We start from the raw sequence: 16,637 nt of genomic DNA, 5'->3' as shown, positions 1-16,637 counted from the left end.
TTTTTGCAAAATTCGCAAAAGACTTTGCACATTTTGCTAATTTCACCGCACCGCTCTGTGACGTACCATAGTCGGCAAACGTCTCACCTTGAGGATAAAAAATGAGCAACATCCTGATTATCAACGGCGCGAAAAAATTCGCCCACTCCAATGGTCAACTGAACGACACCTTGACCGAAGTCGCGGATGGTACGCTGCGCGACCTCGGGCATGATGTCCGCATCGTTCGCGCCGAGAGCGACTACGATGTCAAAGCCGAAGTACAAAACTTTCTCTGGGCTGATGTGGTGATCTGGCAGATGCCAGGTTGGTGGATGGGCGCACCGTGGACGGTGAAGAAATATATCGATGATGTGTTCACCGAAGGTCACGGCACGCTGTATGCCAGCGATGGTCGTACCCGCAAAGATCCGTCAAAAAAATACGGTTCTGGCGGCCTGGTACAGGGCAAAAAATATATGCTTTCCCTGACCTGGAACGCACCAATGGAAGCCTTCACCGAAAAAGACCAATTCTTCCACGGCGTTGGCGTTGACGGCGTGTATCTGCCGTTCCATAAAGCAAACCAATTCCTGGGTATGGAACCGCTGCCGACATTTATCGCTAATGATGTGATAAAAATGCCTGATGTTCCCCGCTATACTGAAGAATATCGCAAGCATCTTGTAGAGATTTTTGGTTAACTAGGGCTCTGGCTTTAGAAGGAGTTAACCATGATTACAGTAATCGCAGAAATCCGTACTCGTCCTGGTCAACATCACCGTCAGGCGGTATTGGATCAGTTTGCTAAAATCGTTCCAACCGTACTGAAGGAAGAAGGTTGCCACGGCTATGCGCCGATGGTGGATTGCGCTGCTGGCGTGAGTTTCCAGTCTATGGCGCCGGACTCTATCGTGATGATTGAGCAGTGGGAAAGCATCGCGCATCTTGAAGCGCACTTGCAGACCCCGCACATGAAAGCGTACAGCGAGGCCGTAAAAGGCGATGTGCTGGAGATGAATATCCGCATCCTGCAACCGGGGATTTAACATTCCTGAAAAGAGGCCGGTTTTGCTACCGGCCTCAGGTCAGATTAGCCATTCTTTCTTCCCGTTTTCAACCCCCGATGGAAATCGTTAATTCGCTTAATGGTTTTAACCGCACGCTGCGGCATCGCGGAAGCCACCGACCAGACAATCATTTCCAGGCACAACAATACCGTACCATGTAGCGGCGTTTTCCCCTTTTCATCCCCGCGCGGAACATGAATCACGATACTGGCGTCTTTGCTAAAACGTGAATCCAGCGCGTTTGTCAGCAAAATAACAGGGATCCCCAGCCGTCTCGCTTCACGCAGCGTTGTCAGTCCTTCCCGGTGCGCAGATTTTTGCGCCATCATGATCAGAACATCGCCACGTTGAAGCGCGATCAGTTGCTCGGCAAGGCCAATACCCGTACGGTTTAGTGCCGTGGCAGGTAAGCCTATGCGGTTGAATAGTCGTGCGGTATAGTCCGCCAGAATACCCGAAGCGCCAATGCCAAAAATTGCGACTTGCCGTGCCTGCACCAACAACGCTACCGCTTGCGCAAGCGCGTGGCGGTTTTCAGGCTCTGACAGGACATTACAGGTATACAAATGCCCTTCAAGAACAAAGTCGATTGCGGTGTTAACATCGCTCGTCAAGTTACTCACCGTCGTAGACATCTTTTCGCTGGAACTAAGGGCTGGACCAAGCCACTGTTCCAGAGTGCGTTTCAGATCACGCAGCCCGGCAAACCCCAGAGCCTGTATAGCCCTGATAACTGTGGCATCGGAAGTGTTCAACGTGGCCGCAATTTCCATCGCCGTTTGCTCGAGTACCACTTCACGATGCTCATTAATGTAGCTGGCGACAGCTCTTAACCCAGGCGTTAACTGACTCGCGCGAGTGCGAAAACGCTCACCATAAATATCAACCCGCGTTTTGTCTTTCTGGATCATTTAGCCTCCGGTAGAGGTCGTCCCGCAATTTGTGATTGTATCTGCGCAGCCATCAGCCCCAGAGATGCAAAGGAGTTAGAAATCGCCTCTTCACGAGAAATCAGCACATAGCGCCCGGAACGACAGGCCGTCAGAAACTGACACCATCCCGGCATGACTTTTTCCATTGCTGCCAGCTCATCCTGAGGTTTACCACCGGTGTCACCACGCCAGGTTGCAAAAATAAAATCGGCATCCAGTTCAGGTAAACGCTCCGCGCTCACATCCATTCGCCCACCTTCAGGAATGCTCTCAATCAGCGGCGGAAAACGAAAACCAGCATCGCGTAATACCCGCCCCAGCGAATGATAGCTATGCATCACATTAATTTTTCCCTGATTTGCCTGAATCACCGATACCGTTATTTTTTGGCTGTCCAGCGTCACCTTCAGCGCATTGATTTGTGCCTGATAGCGGCGTTCAAGTATCGCCAGCTGCGACTGCGTTCCTGTAAGTTCTGCCAGCTTGCGGTAGATTTCTGGCGCGCCCCCTTTGAGATGATCAATGCTCACCGTGGGCGCAATTTTTTCCAGTTGTTCAATGGGCGTATTACGGGTCGGTTCTGTGATGATCAGATCAGGCTTTGCCGCCACAATCGCTTCAATATCAATATCAGCGGTGCCAATAAAAGCGATCGATGAATTATCAAAGTCGACACCAGTCAATAACGCGCCTGATCGAATGAAATGGCTACCGTCAGGCCGGGTTCGCCCGTGGCTGGCGACAGGTGGTACACCGAGCTCAATCAGAGGGATAGTGATATCAAGATCGTGTAAAGAGACAATTCTCTTTGGATGAGCAGGAACAGTGACTTTGCGCCCTAAATCATCAGTAAAGACCTGAACAGGTTCTGTCGCGCGGGCAAAGAATGACAACAGTATCAGCAGAGAAAAAAATAAACGCATATAACTCCCGTTAAAAACTGTTCCTGCGCTGCCAGAGCAGTAACAAAAAGAATGGTCCACCAATCAATGAAATAATGATTCCGGCAGGCAGTTGCAAAGGCAAAAAAGCCAAACGACCAATGCTATCCGCCAGGATAACTAACAACGCCCCCGATACGGCGCTCCCCAGCAGTAATGTCGTCTGCCCGCCACGTAGAATAAAACGTGATATATGGGGTGCTATCAATCCGACAAAACCGATGTTACCAACACACGAAACGCAGACGGCTGTCAGGATTATTGGTGCGGCGACACGTAGCAACGCCAGACGAGAACTATTCACGCCTAACCCGGTGGCAACCTGGTGACCAAGCAGAGCGATATCCGCCGTCCGAGCGGTAAACAGCAATAAAAGAGCGGCTGGCAACATCCAACAGGCTGAAATACCGACTAACATCCAGTTAGCTGCATGCAGGCTTCCCGATAGCCACATCAATGCAGTTTGTACATCTCGAACATCTGCAGTGGTCATAAATACACCGATACCGGCGGCGAAAAACCAGGAAACACCAATGCCAATCAGAACAAATCGCGGACGGGAAATATCGCGCGCGCAAAAAATCACGATTAAAGCCACCAACAAGCCACCAGCAAGACCAGCCACTGGACGCCAGAACATTCCCAGCATGGGAAACTGGAAGATCAGCCACAGCACCGCCACGCTACATCCTTCTTTGACGCCGATTAAACCGGGATCGGCAAGGCCGTTACGCGCAATGGATTGCATTGCGGCCCCCGCCATACCTAACATGGCCCCGCATAGCAATGCCATGATGGCTCTCGGCAAGCGAATATCCTGCACAATATAACGTGCGTCTGTGCTTACGTTTTCAGGAGAGAACAATGCTCGTCCTACTTCCGATGCCGGGACGGAGAAAGAGCCATGCATCAGACCGAATATCAGTATTCCAACCGCAAACAGAAACAGCCCACCAAGCAACACCAGATTTTTAGGGCGTACCAGTGTCGAAAACTTACCAACACGTAGTGGGCGTAGCCCGACGTTCATTATCCGACTCATTTGAACATCCTCGTCGCCATAATGACAAAAACAGGCGCACCAACTAACGCCGTCATGACACCGGTCGCTAACTCATGGGGCGTGAAAAGCGTCCGGGCAATAATATCTGCCAGTAATAGCAGTAAGGCACCGACACAGGCTGAAAGAGGGAGCAGAACGCGCAGATCCACTGATACCAGACGCCGGACAATCTGCGGTACTAGCAGGCCGACAAAACCAATGGGGCCAGCAATTGATACGGCTGCGCCACAGAGCAACGCGATCGCAAGCAGGGCGAATGTTCGCGTGCGCAGTACCGAGACGCCCAGCCCCTGCGCCATGCGATCGCCCAGTGCCAACATGTTAAGAGAGGGCGCAAGGTAAAGGGCTAACACAAATCCCCCCAGAGAAAACCAGGCGGACGTACCCAGCGTCGCCCAATCCTGCCCCGCTAAATCACCCGCTAACCATGTCCGCATTGCCAGCAGCGTTTGTTCGTCAAGAATCAGGATTGCAGCCGTTATTGAGGAAACAAACGCCGATAGCGCCACGCCGCATAAAGTAACTTTCATTGGCGTTAACCCTGAACGCCCTGCGGAGGAAAGCAGCAATATCAACAGAAACAATAACGCGCCTCCCGCAGATGCCAATAGTGGGCGTCCAACAGGAAAGGCCAGTCCAAGCGCACTGGCGGCAACGACAGCAAGAGCGGCTCCGGCATTTAAGCCTAAAATATGTGGCTCCCCCAATGGGTTACGAATGACAGCCTGCAACAAAGCACCGGCAACACCAAGAGAAGCACCGGTAAGCAATGCTGCCGCTAAACGCGGCAAACGGAGTCTTACAATTACGTTGTGATCGAAGTTTTGCGGATCAAAATGAAGAAATGCCTGCAACACCGTTTGTGGTGCAATAAATCGGGCACCAATCCCTGGATATACCACGCATCCCACCAGCAGTAAGGCGAGGAAAATTACAGTAACCAGTCCTGTGCGCATCATACTTTTTCTACACCACGAAACGGCATGAAAAACGGCTTTCCCGTCAGAGGATTTATTGATGCGTGAACATCAACGTCAAAGACAGCTTTTACCAGCTCAGGCGTGCAATGCTCCCCCTCATTCAATACACGCACCACTTTTCCCTGGCGTAAAAATATCAACGTATCGCCATAATTGACGGCAAAATTCAGATCATGCAACACCACGACGACTGTACGCCCGTGATGACGCGTTAAATCATGTAATAACTCAAGAATTTCAACCTGATAACGTAAATCAAGCCAGGTTGTGGGTTCATCCAGCAGGATATAAGGCGTCTTTTGCGCTAATACCATCGCAATCCAGCAACGCTGGCGCTGCCCACCAGAGAGTTTTTCAACAGGTAAATGTGCAAACTCCTGCGTACCGGTTAATTTCAGGGCCTCTTCTACCGCCTGCTCGTCGGCGTCGCTCCATTGACGTATGAAATTCTGCCAGGGAAAACGCCCACGCGACACCAGTTCATAAACGGTTAAGCCCTCCGGCAATAATGGCGACTGCGGCAAGATCCCAAGTCTACGGGATAACGCTTTCGTTGGTTGCTCGTGAATCGCTTTACCATCCAGCAATATCGAGCCGCCCATAGGTTGCAAGATACGTGCAATGGTGCTGAGCAACGTCGACTTTCCACAGCCGTTTGCCCCAACCAGAACGGTCATTTTTTCTGTGGGAACGGAGAAAGAAACACCATCAACAATGATTTTCTTGTGATACCCGGCAGAAACATTGTCGAGGATCAGCCCCTGCCCTTTTGCGTTATGTGCCACGTGTACGCCAACTTAATCAAAGACAAACAAAAATAAAACTCATTCTCCTTTGAGAGTTTGACGCCACAAAATGTAGTAGTCAAGAAGTTAAAAGCCATACAAAAACAAGGTAAATAACAGGTGAAATATTTTTAAAAATAAAAATAAAACCATTAAATATTAATAATTTGCCATCAATTGAATTGCATTAACCTCTCATAAAAATACATGTAGCAATTTTTTGTTATTTCTCATTTACTACTACATCACCTCATGATTGAATGATTCTCAATTACATATCCGATGGCGAAATAACAAACGGATAGTGCTTAGTGAGCAACAAGAAACAATTTTCACTCACGACAATCCGTGAGTTTTTGGGATAACAGACTAAATGGCTAAGTTCACACCTTCATTCTCAGGAATCAAAGGTCGGGCGCTCTTTTCACTGCTCTTTGCAGCACCAATGATTCATGCAACCGACACTGCAACGACCAAAGATGGCGAAACAATCACTGTTACAGCGGATGCAAATACCGCAACTGAGGCGACCGATGGTTATCAACCTCTGAGCAGCTCCACGGCGACATTAACCGATATGCCGATGCTGGATATCCCGCAAGTGGTCAATACGGTTAGCGATCAGGTTCTGGAAAATCAGAATGCGACAACGCTGGATGAGGCGCTTTATAACGTCAGTAACGTGGTACAGACCAATACATTAGGCGGAACTCAGGACGCCTTTGTACGTCGTGGGTTTGGTGCTAACCGGGATGGATCCATCATGACCAACGGTCTGCGAACCGTACTTCCTCGCAGCTTCAACGCTGCAACAGAACGTGTAGAAGTGCTAAAAGGTCCGGCCTCCACGCTGTATGGCATTCTCGATCCTGGCGGACTGATTAACGTCGTGACAAAGCGCCCGGAAAAAACATTCCATGGTACTGTCTCAGCCACTTCCTCCAGTTTTGGCGGAGGCACTGGGCAACTGGATATCACAGGTCCCATTGAAGGCACTCAGCTGGCATACCGCCTGACGGGGGAAGTGCAGGATGAAGATTACTGGCGGAATTTCGGTAAAGAGCGCAGCACATTTATTGCCCCATCACTCACCTGGTTTGGTGATAATGCAACAGTAACCATGCTCTATTCACATCGGGATTATAAAACGCCGTTCGATCGTGGAACGATTTTCGACCTTACGACGAAACAGCCCGTAAACGTTGATCGAAAAATACGTTTCGACGAACCGTTTAATATTACAGATGGTCAGTCCGATCTGGCGCAACTCAACGCAGAATATCATCTCAATAGCCAGTGGACAGCGCGCTTTGATTACAGCTACAGCCAGGATAAATACAGCGATAATCAGGCTCGTGTTACCGCGTATGATGCAACGACAGGAACGCTGACACGGCGTGTTGATGCAACTCAGGGATCTACACAGCGTATGCATTCTACTCGTGCGGATCTGCAAGGGAATGTTGATATTGCCGGATTCTATAATGAGATTCTGGGTGGGGTGTCATATGAATATTATGATCTTCTGCGCACAGATATGATTCGCTGTAAAAACGCTAAAGATTTCAATATCTACAACCCCATTTATGGCAATACCAGCAAATGCACAACGGTTTCGGTGTCGGACAGCGATCAGACGATCAAACAGGAGAGCTACTCAGCTTATGCACAGGACGCACTCTATCTGACCGATAACTGGATTGCCGTCGCCGGGATCCGCTATCAGTATTACACGCAATATGCGGGTAAAGGCCGTCCTTTTAATGTCAATACTGACAGCCGCGATGAACAATGGACGCCCAAACTGGGGTTGGTCTACAAACTGACGCCATCGGTATCCTTATTTGCTAATTATTCGCAAACATTTATGCCGCAATCGTCAATTGCCAGCTACATTGGCGATCTTCCACCGGAATCATCTAATGCTTACGAAGTCGGGGCAAAATTCGAGCTGTTCGATGGTATAACCGCAGATATTGCGCTGTTTGATATCCATAAACGTAACGTGCTGTATACCGAAAGTATTGGTGATGAAACCATCGCCAAAACGGCAGGCCGCGTTCGTTCAAGAGGGGTAGAAGTCGACCTTGCGGGAGCATTAACTGAAAACATTAATATCATTGCCAGCTACGGCTATACCGATGCTAAGGTTCTGGAAGATCCTGATTATGCAGGAAAACCATTGCCGAATGTTCCTCGTCATACCGGTTCGCTATTCCTGACCTATGATATTCATAACATGCCAGGCAATAACACACTGACGTTTGGCGGTGGTGGACATGGCGTAAGCCGTCGTTCGGCAACCAATGGGGCTGACTATTATCTGCCAGGCTATTTTGTTGCCGATGCCTTCGCCGCATACAAAATGAAATTGCAGTATCCGGTCACTCTGCAATTAAACGTCAAAAACCTGTTTGATAAAACGTATTACACCTCTTCCATCGCCACAAATAATCTGGGTAATCAGATTGGCGATCCGCGTGAAGTGCAATTCACGGTGAAAATGGAATTTTGATAAAAAAAGCCCGGTATACGCGTGTATACCGGGCTATGTTTTATTCTCCTGACGGGAAGATTATCAGACCTCAATCTCCGCCATGTCACCTTTCTCTTGCAACCAGTTACGGCGATCTTCCGAGCGTTTCTTCGCCAACAGCATATCCATCATCGCGTCGGTACGCTGATCGTCTTCATCATCGATAGTCAACTGCACCAGACGGCGAGTGTTCGGGTCGAGCGTGGTTTCACGTAGTTGCAGCGGGTTCATTTCACCCAGACCTTTAAAACGCTGGACATTTGGCTTGCCTTTCTTGCGTTTTAATTGTTCGAGCACGCCCTCTTTCTCTTCTTCCGTCAAGGCGTAATAGACCTCTTTGCCAAGGTCAATGCGGTAGAGCGGTGGTAGCGCTACATATACGTGACCATGTTTCACCAGCGTACGGAAGTGTTTTACAAACAAGGCGCAGAGCAACGTGGCAATGTGCAGACCATCGGAGTCAGCATCCGCCAGGATACAGATCTTGCCATAACGCAGTTGGCTAAGATCATCGCTGTCAGGATCGATACCGATCGCTACCGAAATATCGTGCACTTCCTGCGAAGCCAGCACTTCGTCGGAAGAGACTTCCCAGGTGTTAAGGATCTTACCTTTCAGCGGCATGATCGCCTGATATTCACGATCGCGCGCCTGCTTGGCAGATCCGCCTGCGGAGTCACCTTCCACGAGGAACAGTTCGGTACGGTTAAGGTCCTGCGCGGTACAGTCTGCCAGTTTGCCAGGCAGTGCCGGGCCGCTGGTCAGCTTTTTACGCACCACTTTTTTGGCCGCACGCATACGGCGCTGGGCGCTGGAAATCGCCATCTCCGCCAGCAGTTCAGCCGCCTGAACGTTCTGGTTCAGCCACAAGGTGAAGGCATCTTTCACCACGCCCGAAACGAATGCCGCGCACTGACGCGAAGAGAGACGCTCTTTGGTCTGCCCGGCAAACTGCGGATCCTGCATTTTTACTGACAGCACATAGGCACAGCGATCCCAGATATCTTCCGCCGACAGCTTCACGCCGCGCGGCAGGATGTTGCGGTATTCGCAAAACTCACGCATCGCATCCAGCAGCCCCTGACGCAGGCCATTAACATGCGTACCGCCCTGCATCGTTGGGATCAGGTTGACGTAACTTTCGGTCAGCAGTTCGCCACCTTCCGGCAGCCACAGCAGCGCCCAGTCAACGGCTTCCGTTTCACCGTTAAAGTTACCGATAAACGGTTTTTCCGGCAGTGTCGGCAGGCCGTTTACCGCTTCCGCCAGGTAATCATTCAGACCGTCCTGATAGCACCAGCGTTGTTCGGTATTGTTGATCTCATCTTTAAAAGTGATCTCAACGCCAGGACACAATACCGCTTTGGCTTTCAGCACATGTGTAAGGCGTGAAACAGAGAAGCGCGGGCTGTCAAAGAAGGTTTCATCCGGCCAGAAGTGCACGCTGGTACCGGTATTGCGTTTACCGCAAGTGCCGACAACCTGCAAATCCTGCACCTTTTCGCCATTTTCAAAGGCGATGTTATAAATCTGACCATCGCGGCGCACGTTAACTTCTACGCGCTTTGACAGGGCGTTAACCACCGAGATCCCCACGCCGTGCAGACCGCCAGAGAACTGGTAGTTTTTGTTAGAAAATTTACCGCCCGCGTGCAAACGGCAAAGAATCAGTTCTACCGCCGGAACACCTTCTTCCGGGTGAATATCCACCGGCATCCCACGGCCATCGTCAATCACTTCCAGCGACTGGTCAGCATGTAAAATAACGTCCACGCGTTTTGCGTGACCCGCCAGTGCTTCATCCACACTGTTATCAATGACTTCTTGCCCCAAATGGTTAGGGCGAGTGGTATCGGTATACATCCCCGGACGGCGGCGAACCGGCTCAAGCCCGGTGAGTACCTCAATGGCATCAGCGTTATAAGTTTGCGTCATGGTTTAAGTTAGTAATTCGAGTTGATCGTCAGAGATGGTGCAGACCAAGAAAATCGACGATCGGGTTGAAATAATCTTCGAAGCCCGTGAATGCGTGGTTGCCGCCTTCTATAACAGTCTGGCGGCAGGAAGCGTAGTACGCCACCGCCTGGCGGTAATCCAGCACTTCATCTCCCGTCTGTTGCAGCAGCCAGATCAAATCCGGCGCTTCCAGCGGGTCAATCTGCATGACTTTGAGATCGTAAATATGGCGAGACTCTAGCACATATTGCTGCCCGGTGTAGGGGTTCTCGTTCTGACCGAGATAGTCCGTCAGCAGTTCAAACGGGCGCACCGCCGGGTTTACCACCACTGCGGGCAGCATAAAACATTGCGACAACCAGGTGGCGTAATATCCCCCCAGTGACGAACCGACAATACCCAGCGAATCGCCGCCATGTTCCAGGACAATGGATTCCAGCAGTTCTGCCGCGTCAGAAGGATACGGCGGTAACTGCGGAATAATCATCTCAACGTCAGGGTGATGTTCCGCCAGCCAGTTTTTCAACAAGCTCGCTTTCGCAGAACGCGGCGAACTATTGAAACCGTGTAAATAAAGAAGCGTCGACATCAGTAACCTTCTGAAGCGGTATCTGGTTGGAAACGGGAGTCTGCCAGGCGGTGTACTTCTGTGGTCAGCGTGCCATCGGCATGGAGTTCCAGCGTACGCCAACCGGGCGCGATAGTGTCCAGCGTGAAGTTGGAACAGTGCGGCTTAAACTGCACGCAGGTCGATGGCGTTGCCAGCAGGCGACGACCGTTCCAGTCGAGATCCAGTTCCTGATGGATATGGCCGCATAACAGATATTTGACGTGCGGAAACTTCACCAGCACGTTATCCAGTTCACCCGCGTTACGCAGACTGTGTTGGTCAAGCCAGCTACAGCCCGCAGGCAACGGATGATGATGCAACAAAAGCAAGGTATGGCGCTCTGGCGCATCAGCCAGTTTACGTTCCAGCCACTCGAGTTGAAACTCGCTTAGCTCACCGTGCGGTACGCCAAACACCTGGCTGTCCAGCAACAGGATTTGCCACTGTTCACCGATAAACACGCGTTTCGCTGAAGATATACCCGCGTCCTGTAGCGCGCTGTACATCGCAGGCTGGAAATCATGGTTGCCCGGCAGCCAGACGCAGGGCGCACGAAAACTTGCGATGCCTTCAGCGAAGTGCTGATAGGCCGCAGCCGTTTGATCCTGCGCTAAATCACCTGTCGCGACAATCAGGTCGAATTCGTGCTGGTGTGGGCGAATCGCCTCCAGCACTGCCTGGTAACTCTCCCAGGTGTTAACCCCTAACAGGGCTTCGTGCTTTTGCGCAAACAGGTGAGTATCGGTAATTTGTAAAATCCTGACTCTGGACTCACCAGCCAGAGGAAGGGTTAACAGGCTTTCCAAATGGTGTCCTTAGGTTTCACGACGCTAATAAACCGGAATCGCCATCGCTCCATGTGCTAAACAGTATCGCAACCAGTCCGCTAAAAACTGATTAATTTGATGCTTTTCGTCGCGTTGATGCAACTTTTTATTAGGATAATCATACCGCGCTTTGAAGCGAAAAATCTGCTGACTTGAACACACTTCAGCCACCATCGCGTCATGATACAGACGCACCGTCATCGACGGAAGGCTCCAGTAACTGATCGCGGGCGCAATCTGTTCAATAGTCACCAGGGTAGTGTATCGGGTCGATTCCACAATCGTTAGCCGATATTGTGCGTTTGCCACCTGATAGCTTACAGTTTCACCGGGTGCGTCATTGCGCGGTAACAAACGGCGCAATTGTGAAAAGTTCATCTCGCACAGGCGCATCATTTCAGGAAAGTCAGGTGTGTAACGCTTCATTTATGCCCACTCATTTTTTAACGCTTGATGATGCAGTTGCAGCCATTGCAAAGCGATGACCGACGCTGCGTTGTCGATTTTCCCCTCTTCTACCCATTGGTATGCCTGTTCCCGACTTACCACATGAACGCGAATATCTTCGTTTTCATCAGCCAGACCGTGAATACCGCTTGCGGTCGTGGCGTCCACTTCGCCCACCATAATTGACGAACGCTCGCTGGTGCCGCCCGGGCTTGCCAGGAAACTTAACACCGGTTTGGTCCGTTTCACTTTTAGTCCCGCCTCTTCAATCGCTTCGCGACGGGCAACATCTTCCACACTCTCACCTTCTTCAATCATCCCGGCAACCATTTCCAGTAACCAGGGCGTTTCGCTAGTGTCATACGCGGCGATTCGTATCTGCTCAATCAGTACAACTTCATCGCGCACTGGGTCAAAGGGTAGCAAGACTGCGGCGTGACCGCGTTCAAAAATTTCCCGTCGGACCTCATGACTCATTTGTCCGTTGAATAGACGATGGCGAAATCTATAAAGATCTAATGAAAAAAAGCCGCGATAAAGTGTTTCTCGTGCAATAATTTCTACATCGTTTTTGCCAAATGTAACGGGCAGGTTGTCTGGCTTAAGCATGGCTAATGTCCTGGCACTAATAGTGAATAAAATGTGAATTTCAGAGACGTTTGACTGCCGTTTGAGCAGTCATGTGTTAAATTGAGGCACATTAATGCCCTATGGCACGTAACGCCAACCTTTTGCGGTAGCGGCTTCTGCTAGAATCCGCAATAATTTTACAGTTTGATCGCGCTAAATACTGCTTCACCACAAGGAATGCAAATGAAGAAATTGCTCCCCATTCTTATCGGCCTGAGCCTTTCTGGGTTCAGTTCGTTGAGCCAGGCCGAGAACCTGATGCAAGTTTATCAGCAAGCACGCCTTAGTAACCCGGAATTGCGTAAGTCTGCCGCCGATCGTGATGCTGCCTTTGAAAAAATTAATGAAGCTCGCAGTCCATTACTGCCACAGCTAGGTTTAGGTGCAGATTACACCTACAGCAACGGCTACCGCGACGCGAACGGCATCAACTCTAACGCAACCAGTGCGTCCCTGCAGTTGACCCAGTCCATTTTCGATATGTCGAAATGGCGCGCACTGACCTTGCAGGAAAAAGCTGCCGGTATTCAGGACGTCACTTACCAGACCGATCAACAAACTTTGATCCTCAACACCGCGACCGCTTATTTCAACGTGTTGAATGCCATTGACGTGCTTTCTTATACTCAGGCACAAAAAGAGGCAATCTACCGTCAGTTAGATCAAACCACCCAACGCTTTAACGTGGGCCTGGTGGCGATCACCGATGTGCAGAACGCCCGCGCACAGTACGATACCGTGCTGGCGAACGAAGTGACCGCACGTAACAACCTCGACAACGCCGTTGAGCAGCTGCGTCAGATCACCGGTAACTACTATCCGGAACTGGCGGCGCTGAATGTCGAAAACTTCAAGACCGACAAGCCACAGCCGGTTAACGCGCTGCTGAAAGAAGCCGAAAAACGCAACCTGTCCCTGTTACAGGCACGTTTGAGTCAGGACCTGGCGCGCGAGCAAATTCGCCAGGCGCAGGACGGTCACTTACCGACTCTGGATTTGACGGCCTCTACCGGAATTTCTGACACCTCTTACAGCGGTTCAAAAACCCGTGGTGCGACCGCAGGCCAGTATGACGACAGCAATATGGGCCAGAACAAAGTGGGCCTGAGCTTCTCGCTGCCGATTTATCAGGGCGGAATGGTTAACTCGCAGGTGAAACAGGCACAGTACAACTTTGTCGGTGCCAGCGAGCAACTGGAAAGCGCCCATCGTAGCGTCGTGCAGACCGTGCGTTCCTCCTTCAACAACATTAATGCATCTATCAGTAGCATTAACGCCTACAAACAAGCCGTGGTTTCCGCCCAAAGCTCTTTAGACGCGATGGAAGCGGGCTACTCGGTTGGTACGCGTACCATTGTTGATGTGTTGGACGCGACCACTACGCTGTACAACGCCAAGCAAGAACTGGCAAATGCGCGTTATAACTACCTGATTAATCAGCTGAATATTAAATCAGCTCTGGGTACGTTGAACGAGCAGGATCTGCTGGCACTGAACAATGCGCTGAGCAAACCGGTTTCTACTAATCCAGAAAACGTTGCGCCGCAAACGCCAGAACAGAATGCTATTGCTGACGGTTATGCACCTGATAGCCCGGCACCAGCCGTTCAGCAAGCATCCGCACGCACTAACACCAGTAACGGTCATAACCCTTTCCGTAACTGACGACGACGACGGGGCTTCGGCCCCGTCTGAACGTAAGGCAACGTAAAGATACGGGTTATCTGCCGCATTCTTCCCCCTTCTCGCTTCAATTTCGACCAGCCATCCTCTATTCTGATGGGTATTTACCACTGGTCCTGGAAGACAAAAATGAAACGGACAAAATCCATACGCCACGCATCGTTCCGCAAAAACTGGAGCGCACGCCACCTGACACCTGTCGCTCTCGCTGTTGCTACTGTTTTTATGCTGGCAGGCTGTGAAAAGAGTGATGAAACAGTGTCTCTCTATCAAAATGCTGACGACTGTTCAGCTGCAAACCCAGGCAAAAGCGCCGAATGTACCACCGCGTACAACAATGCGCTGAAAGAAGCAGAACGTACTGCGCCGAAATACGCCACTCGTGAAGACTGTATTGCCGAATTTGGTGAAGGTCAGTGCCAGCAGGCGCCAGCCCAGGCTGGCATGGCACCTGAAAACCAGGCGCAGGCCCAGCAATCCAGCGGGAGTTTCTGGATGCCGCTGATGGCCGGTTACATGATGGGACGTCTGATGGGCGGCGGCGCGGGATTTGCACAGCAGCCGCTGTTCTCCTCGAAAAACCCAGCCAGCCCGGCTTACGGTAAATATACCGACGCGACGGGTAAAAACTATGGCGCAGCCCAGCCAGGCCGCACCATGACCGTACCGAAGACGGCAATGGCACCAAAACCGGCGACCACCACTACCGTTACCCGCGGCGGTTTTGGTGAATCTGTTGCCAAACAAAGCACTATGCAGCGTAGCGCAACCGGCACCTCTTCTCGTTCAATGGGTGGCTGATACCGATGGAAAGAGTCAGTATTACCGAGCGCCCAGACTGGCGTGAGAAAGCTCACGAATACGGTTTCAATTTTCACACCATGTACGGCGAGCCGTACTGGTGTGAAGATGCTTACTACAAGTTGACCCTCGCCCAGGTTGAAAAGCTGGAAGAAGTCACCGCCGAACTGCACCAGATGTGCCTGAAAGTGGTGGAAAAAGTGATCGCCAGCGATGAGCTGATGACCAAATTCCGCATACCGAAACATACCTGGAGTTTTGTGCGTCAGTCATGGCTGACGCACCAGCCGTCGCTTTATTCACGCCTTGATCTGGCGTGGGATGGCACTGGCGAACCTAAACTTCTGGAAAATAATGCCGATACGCCCACGTCACTGTATGAAGCAGCATTCTTTCAGTGGATCTGGCTGGAAGATCAGCTTAACGCGGGCAACCTGCCGGAAGGCAGTGACCAGTTTAACAGTCTGCAAGAAAAGCTGATCGATCGCTTTGTCGAGCTGCGTGAACAGTATGGCTTCCAGTTGCTGCATCTCACCTGCTGTCGTGACACGGTGGAAGATCGTGGCACCATCCAGTATTTGCAGGACTGCGCGACGGAAGCTGAAATTGCTACCGAGTTCCTGTACATCGACGATATCGGTTTAGGTGAAAAAGGTCAGTTCACGGATTTACAGGATCAGGTCATCGCTAACCTGTTCAAACTGTATCCGTGGGAGTTTATGCTGCGCGAGATGTTCTCCACCAAGCTGGAAGATGCTGGCGTACGCTGGCTGGAACCGGCGTGGAAGAGCATTATCTCCAACAAAGCACTTCTGCCGCTACTGTGGGAGATGTTCCCGAATCATCCGAACCTGTTGCCCGCTTATTTTGCGGAAGATGATCATCCAGAAATGGAAAAATATGTGGTTAAGCCAATCTTCTCGCGTGAAGGCGCAAACGTGTCGATTATCGAGAATGGCAAAACCATTGAAGCGGCAGAAGGTCCGTATGGCGAAGAAGGCATGATTGTTCAACAATTCCATCCGCTGCCGAAATTTGGCGACAGCTATATGTTGATTGGTAGCTGGCTGGTGAACGATCAACCCGCCGGAATTGGCATTCGTGAAGACCGTGCATTGATCACCCAAGATATGTCACGCTTCTACCCTCATATCTTTGTTGAATAATACAGCTTAATATTGCCCCGATAATCGGGGCAACTTTTCATAATCCATCATTTATAATCTCCATCAATATATAAAGCCACACATCTCCAACCTTTATTTAACATTAATAACCAATTTAATGTTAAATCGTCATATGTAAGTGATATTGCAATTAAAGTAAGTAAATAAATTACCGCATAACACATTGATATATATTAAATATTTTGTTTTTATCTCTTCATATTTTAATTT

16 protein-coding genes are annotated in these 16,637 nt (G+C 50.5%); 6 read left to right on the top strand and 10 right to left on the bottom strand.

The annotated features are described in order from the left end of the window. Positions 1-101 precede the first annotated feature (101 nt). Positions 102-683 carry an NADPH:quinone oxidoreductase MdaB gene (mdaB, locus tag AACU94_RS00770; RefSeq protein WP_000065441.1) on the top strand — a complete coding sequence of 194 codons (582 nt, stop codon included), beginning with the start codon at positions 102-104 and terminating at the stop codon, positions 681-683. A gap of 30 nt (positions 684-713) precedes the next feature. Further along, positions 714-1,028, top strand: coding sequence for a putative quinol monooxygenase (locus AACU94_RS00765; protein WP_000633737.1), 315 nt, complete (start codon positions 714-716; stop codon positions 1,026-1,028). Positions 1,029-1,072: 44 nt separating this feature from the next. On the opposite strand, the gene AACU94_RS00760 is transcribed toward AACU94_RS00765, so the two are convergent. The 5 genes from AACU94_RS00760 to AACU94_RS00740 are packed head-to-tail and all read right to left on the bottom strand — an operon-like array spanning position 1,073 to position 5,750. After that, positions 1,073-1,960 carry a MurR/RpiR family transcriptional regulator gene (locus AACU94_RS00760; RefSeq protein WP_000614953.1) on the bottom strand — a complete coding sequence of 296 codons (888 nt, stop codon included), beginning with the start codon at positions 1,958-1,960 and terminating at the stop codon, positions 1,073-1,075. Continuing rightward, positions 1,957-2,904: an iron-siderophore ABC transporter substrate-binding protein gene (locus AACU94_RS00755; RefSeq protein WP_135488739.1), complete on the bottom strand. Its 948-nt coding sequence runs from the start codon at positions 2,902-2,904 to the stop codon at positions 1,957-1,959. Before AACU94_RS00755 ends, AACU94_RS00760 begins: the two co-directional genes overlap by 4 nt. 10 nt (positions 2,905-2,914) lie before the next feature. Continuing rightward, positions 2,915-3,952, bottom strand: a complete 1,038-nt coding sequence (locus AACU94_RS00750) for a FecCD family ABC transporter permease (RefSeq protein WP_130258129.1) — start codon at positions 3,950-3,952, stop codon at positions 2,915-2,917. Positions 3,953-3,960: 8 nt separating this feature from the next. After that, positions 3,961-4,944, bottom strand: coding sequence for a FecCD family ABC transporter permease (locus AACU94_RS00745; protein ID WP_135488738.1), 984 nt, complete (start codon positions 4,942-4,944; stop codon positions 3,961-3,963). After that, the gene (locus AACU94_RS00740) at positions 4,941-5,750 is read right to left on the bottom strand and encodes an ABC transporter ATP-binding protein (RefSeq protein ID WP_000940874.1); all 810 of its coding nucleotides are present in this window, start codon (positions 5,748-5,750) and stop codon (positions 4,941-4,943) included. The genes AACU94_RS00745 and AACU94_RS00740 overlap by 4 nt, the downstream gene beginning before the upstream one ends. A 373-nt stretch (positions 5,751-6,123) precedes the next feature. Between AACU94_RS00740 and AACU94_RS00735 the strand changes: the two genes are divergently transcribed. Then, a complete protein-coding gene (locus AACU94_RS00735) occupies positions 6,124-8,265 on the top strand; it encodes a TonB-dependent siderophore receptor (protein ID WP_135488737.1) in 2,142 nt (713 codons plus the stop codon). A gap of 63 nt (positions 8,266-8,328) precedes the next feature. On the opposite strand, the gene parE is transcribed toward AACU94_RS00735, so the two are convergent. From parE to nudF, 5 genes are read right to left on the bottom strand one after another with little or no spacing between them, the layout of a single operon-like run. Further along, entirely contained in the window at positions 8,329-10,221 is a 1,893-nt protein-coding gene (gene parE / locus AACU94_RS00730; RefSeq protein ID WP_130218204.1) for a DNA topoisomerase IV subunit B, read from the bottom strand. A gap of 28 nt (positions 10,222-10,249) precedes the next feature. Further along, a complete protein-coding gene (gene yqiA, locus AACU94_RS00725; RefSeq protein ID WP_000105733.1) occupies positions 10,250-10,831 on the bottom strand; it encodes an esterase YqiA in 582 nt (193 codons plus the stop codon). Next, complete coding sequence (gene cpdA, locus AACU94_RS00720) at positions 10,831-11,658, bottom strand: 3',5'-cyclic-AMP phosphodiesterase (protein WP_130218206.1); 828 nt, start codon at positions 11,656-11,658, stop codon at positions 10,831-10,833. The genes yqiA and cpdA overlap by 1 nt, the downstream gene beginning before the upstream one ends. A gap of 24 nt (positions 11,659-11,682) precedes the next feature. After that, a complete protein-coding gene (locus AACU94_RS00715; RefSeq protein WP_000833390.1) occupies positions 11,683-12,105 on the bottom strand; it encodes a DUF1249 family protein in 423 nt (140 codons plus the stop codon). Then, on the bottom strand, positions 12,106-12,735 hold the full coding sequence (nudF, locus tag AACU94_RS00710) for an ADP-ribose diphosphatase (protein WP_021564655.1): 630 nt from the start codon (positions 12,733-12,735) through the stop codon (positions 12,106-12,108). Positions 12,736-12,939: 204 nt separating this feature from the next. On the opposite strand from nudF, the gene tolC reads away from it, so the two are divergent. From tolC to AACU94_RS00695, 3 genes are all read left to right on the top strand, one after another. Then, the gene (gene tolC, locus AACU94_RS00705; protein ID WP_130257975.1) at positions 12,940-14,421 is read left to right on the top strand and encodes an outer membrane channel protein TolC; all 1,482 of its coding nucleotides are present in this window, start codon (positions 12,940-12,942) and stop codon (positions 14,419-14,421) included. A gap of 147 nt (positions 14,422-14,568) precedes the next feature. After that, positions 14,569-15,240, top strand: coding sequence for a DUF1190 family protein (locus AACU94_RS00700; RefSeq protein WP_000831534.1), 672 nt, complete (start codon positions 14,569-14,571; stop codon positions 15,238-15,240). A gap of 5 nt (positions 15,241-15,245) precedes the next feature. Then, on the top strand, positions 15,246-16,406 hold the full coding sequence (locus AACU94_RS00695; RefSeq protein WP_130218210.1) for a glutathionylspermidine synthase family protein: 1,161 nt from the start codon (positions 15,246-15,248) through the stop codon (positions 16,404-16,406). Positions 16,407-16,637 lie beyond the last annotated feature (231 nt).

The organism is Escherichia sp. E4702, from assembly GCF_963883545.1.
Taxonomy (GTDB): domain Bacteria; phylum Pseudomonadota; class Gammaproteobacteria; order Enterobacterales; family Enterobacteriaceae; genus Escherichia.
This window is presented reverse-complemented; position numbering and strand designations above follow the sequence as displayed.

Excerpts from the sequence above, each read along its gene's own strand:
- nudF (WP_021564655.1), bottom strand. The coding sequence starts at position 12,735 with ATGCTTAAGCCAGACAACCTGCCCGTTACATTTGGCAAAAACGATGTA.
- AACU94_RS00700 (WP_000831534.1), top strand. The coding sequence starts at position 14,569 with ATGAAACGGACAAAATCCATACGCCACGCATCGTTCCGCAAAAACTGG.
- AACU94_RS00755 (WP_135488739.1), bottom strand. The coding sequence starts at position 2,904 with ATGCGTTTATTTTTTTCTCTGCTGATACTGTTGTCATTCTTTGCCCGC.
- yqiA (WP_000105733.1), bottom strand. The coding sequence starts at position 10,831 with ATGTCGACGCTTCTTTATTTACACGGTTTCAATAGTTCGCCGCGTTCT.
- AACU94_RS00695 (WP_130218210.1), top strand. The coding sequence starts at position 15,246 with ATGGAAAGAGTCAGTATTACCGAGCGCCCAGACTGGCGTGAGAAAGCT.
- AACU94_RS00715 (WP_000833390.1), bottom strand. The coding sequence starts at position 12,105 with ATGAAGCGTTACACACCTGACTTTCCTGAAATGATGCGCCTGTGCGAG.
- parE (WP_130218204.1), bottom strand. The coding sequence starts at position 10,221 with ATGACGCAAACTTATAACGCTGATGCCATTGAGGTACTCACCGGGCTT.
- AACU94_RS00750 (WP_130258129.1), bottom strand. The coding sequence starts at position 3,952 with ATGAACGTCGGGCTACGCCCACTACGTGTTGGTAAGTTTTCGACACTG.
- AACU94_RS00745 (WP_135488738.1), bottom strand. The coding sequence starts at position 4,944 with ATGATGCGCACAGGACTGGTTACTGTAATTTTCCTCGCCTTACTGCTG.
- AACU94_RS00735 (WP_135488737.1), top strand. The coding sequence starts at position 6,124 with ATGGCTAAGTTCACACCTTCATTCTCAGGAATCAAAGGTCGGGCGCTC.
- AACU94_RS00760 (WP_000614953.1), bottom strand. The coding sequence starts at position 1,960 with ATGATCCAGAAAGACAAAACGCGGGTTGATATTTATGGTGAGCGTTTT.
- tolC (WP_130257975.1), top strand. The coding sequence starts at position 12,940 with ATGAAGAAATTGCTCCCCATTCTTATCGGCCTGAGCCTTTCTGGGTTC.
- AACU94_RS00765 (WP_000633737.1), top strand. The coding sequence starts at position 714 with ATGATTACAGTAATCGCAGAAATCCGTACTCGTCCTGGTCAACATCAC.
- mdaB (WP_000065441.1), top strand. The coding sequence starts at position 102 with ATGAGCAACATCCTGATTATCAACGGCGCGAAAAAATTCGCCCACTCC.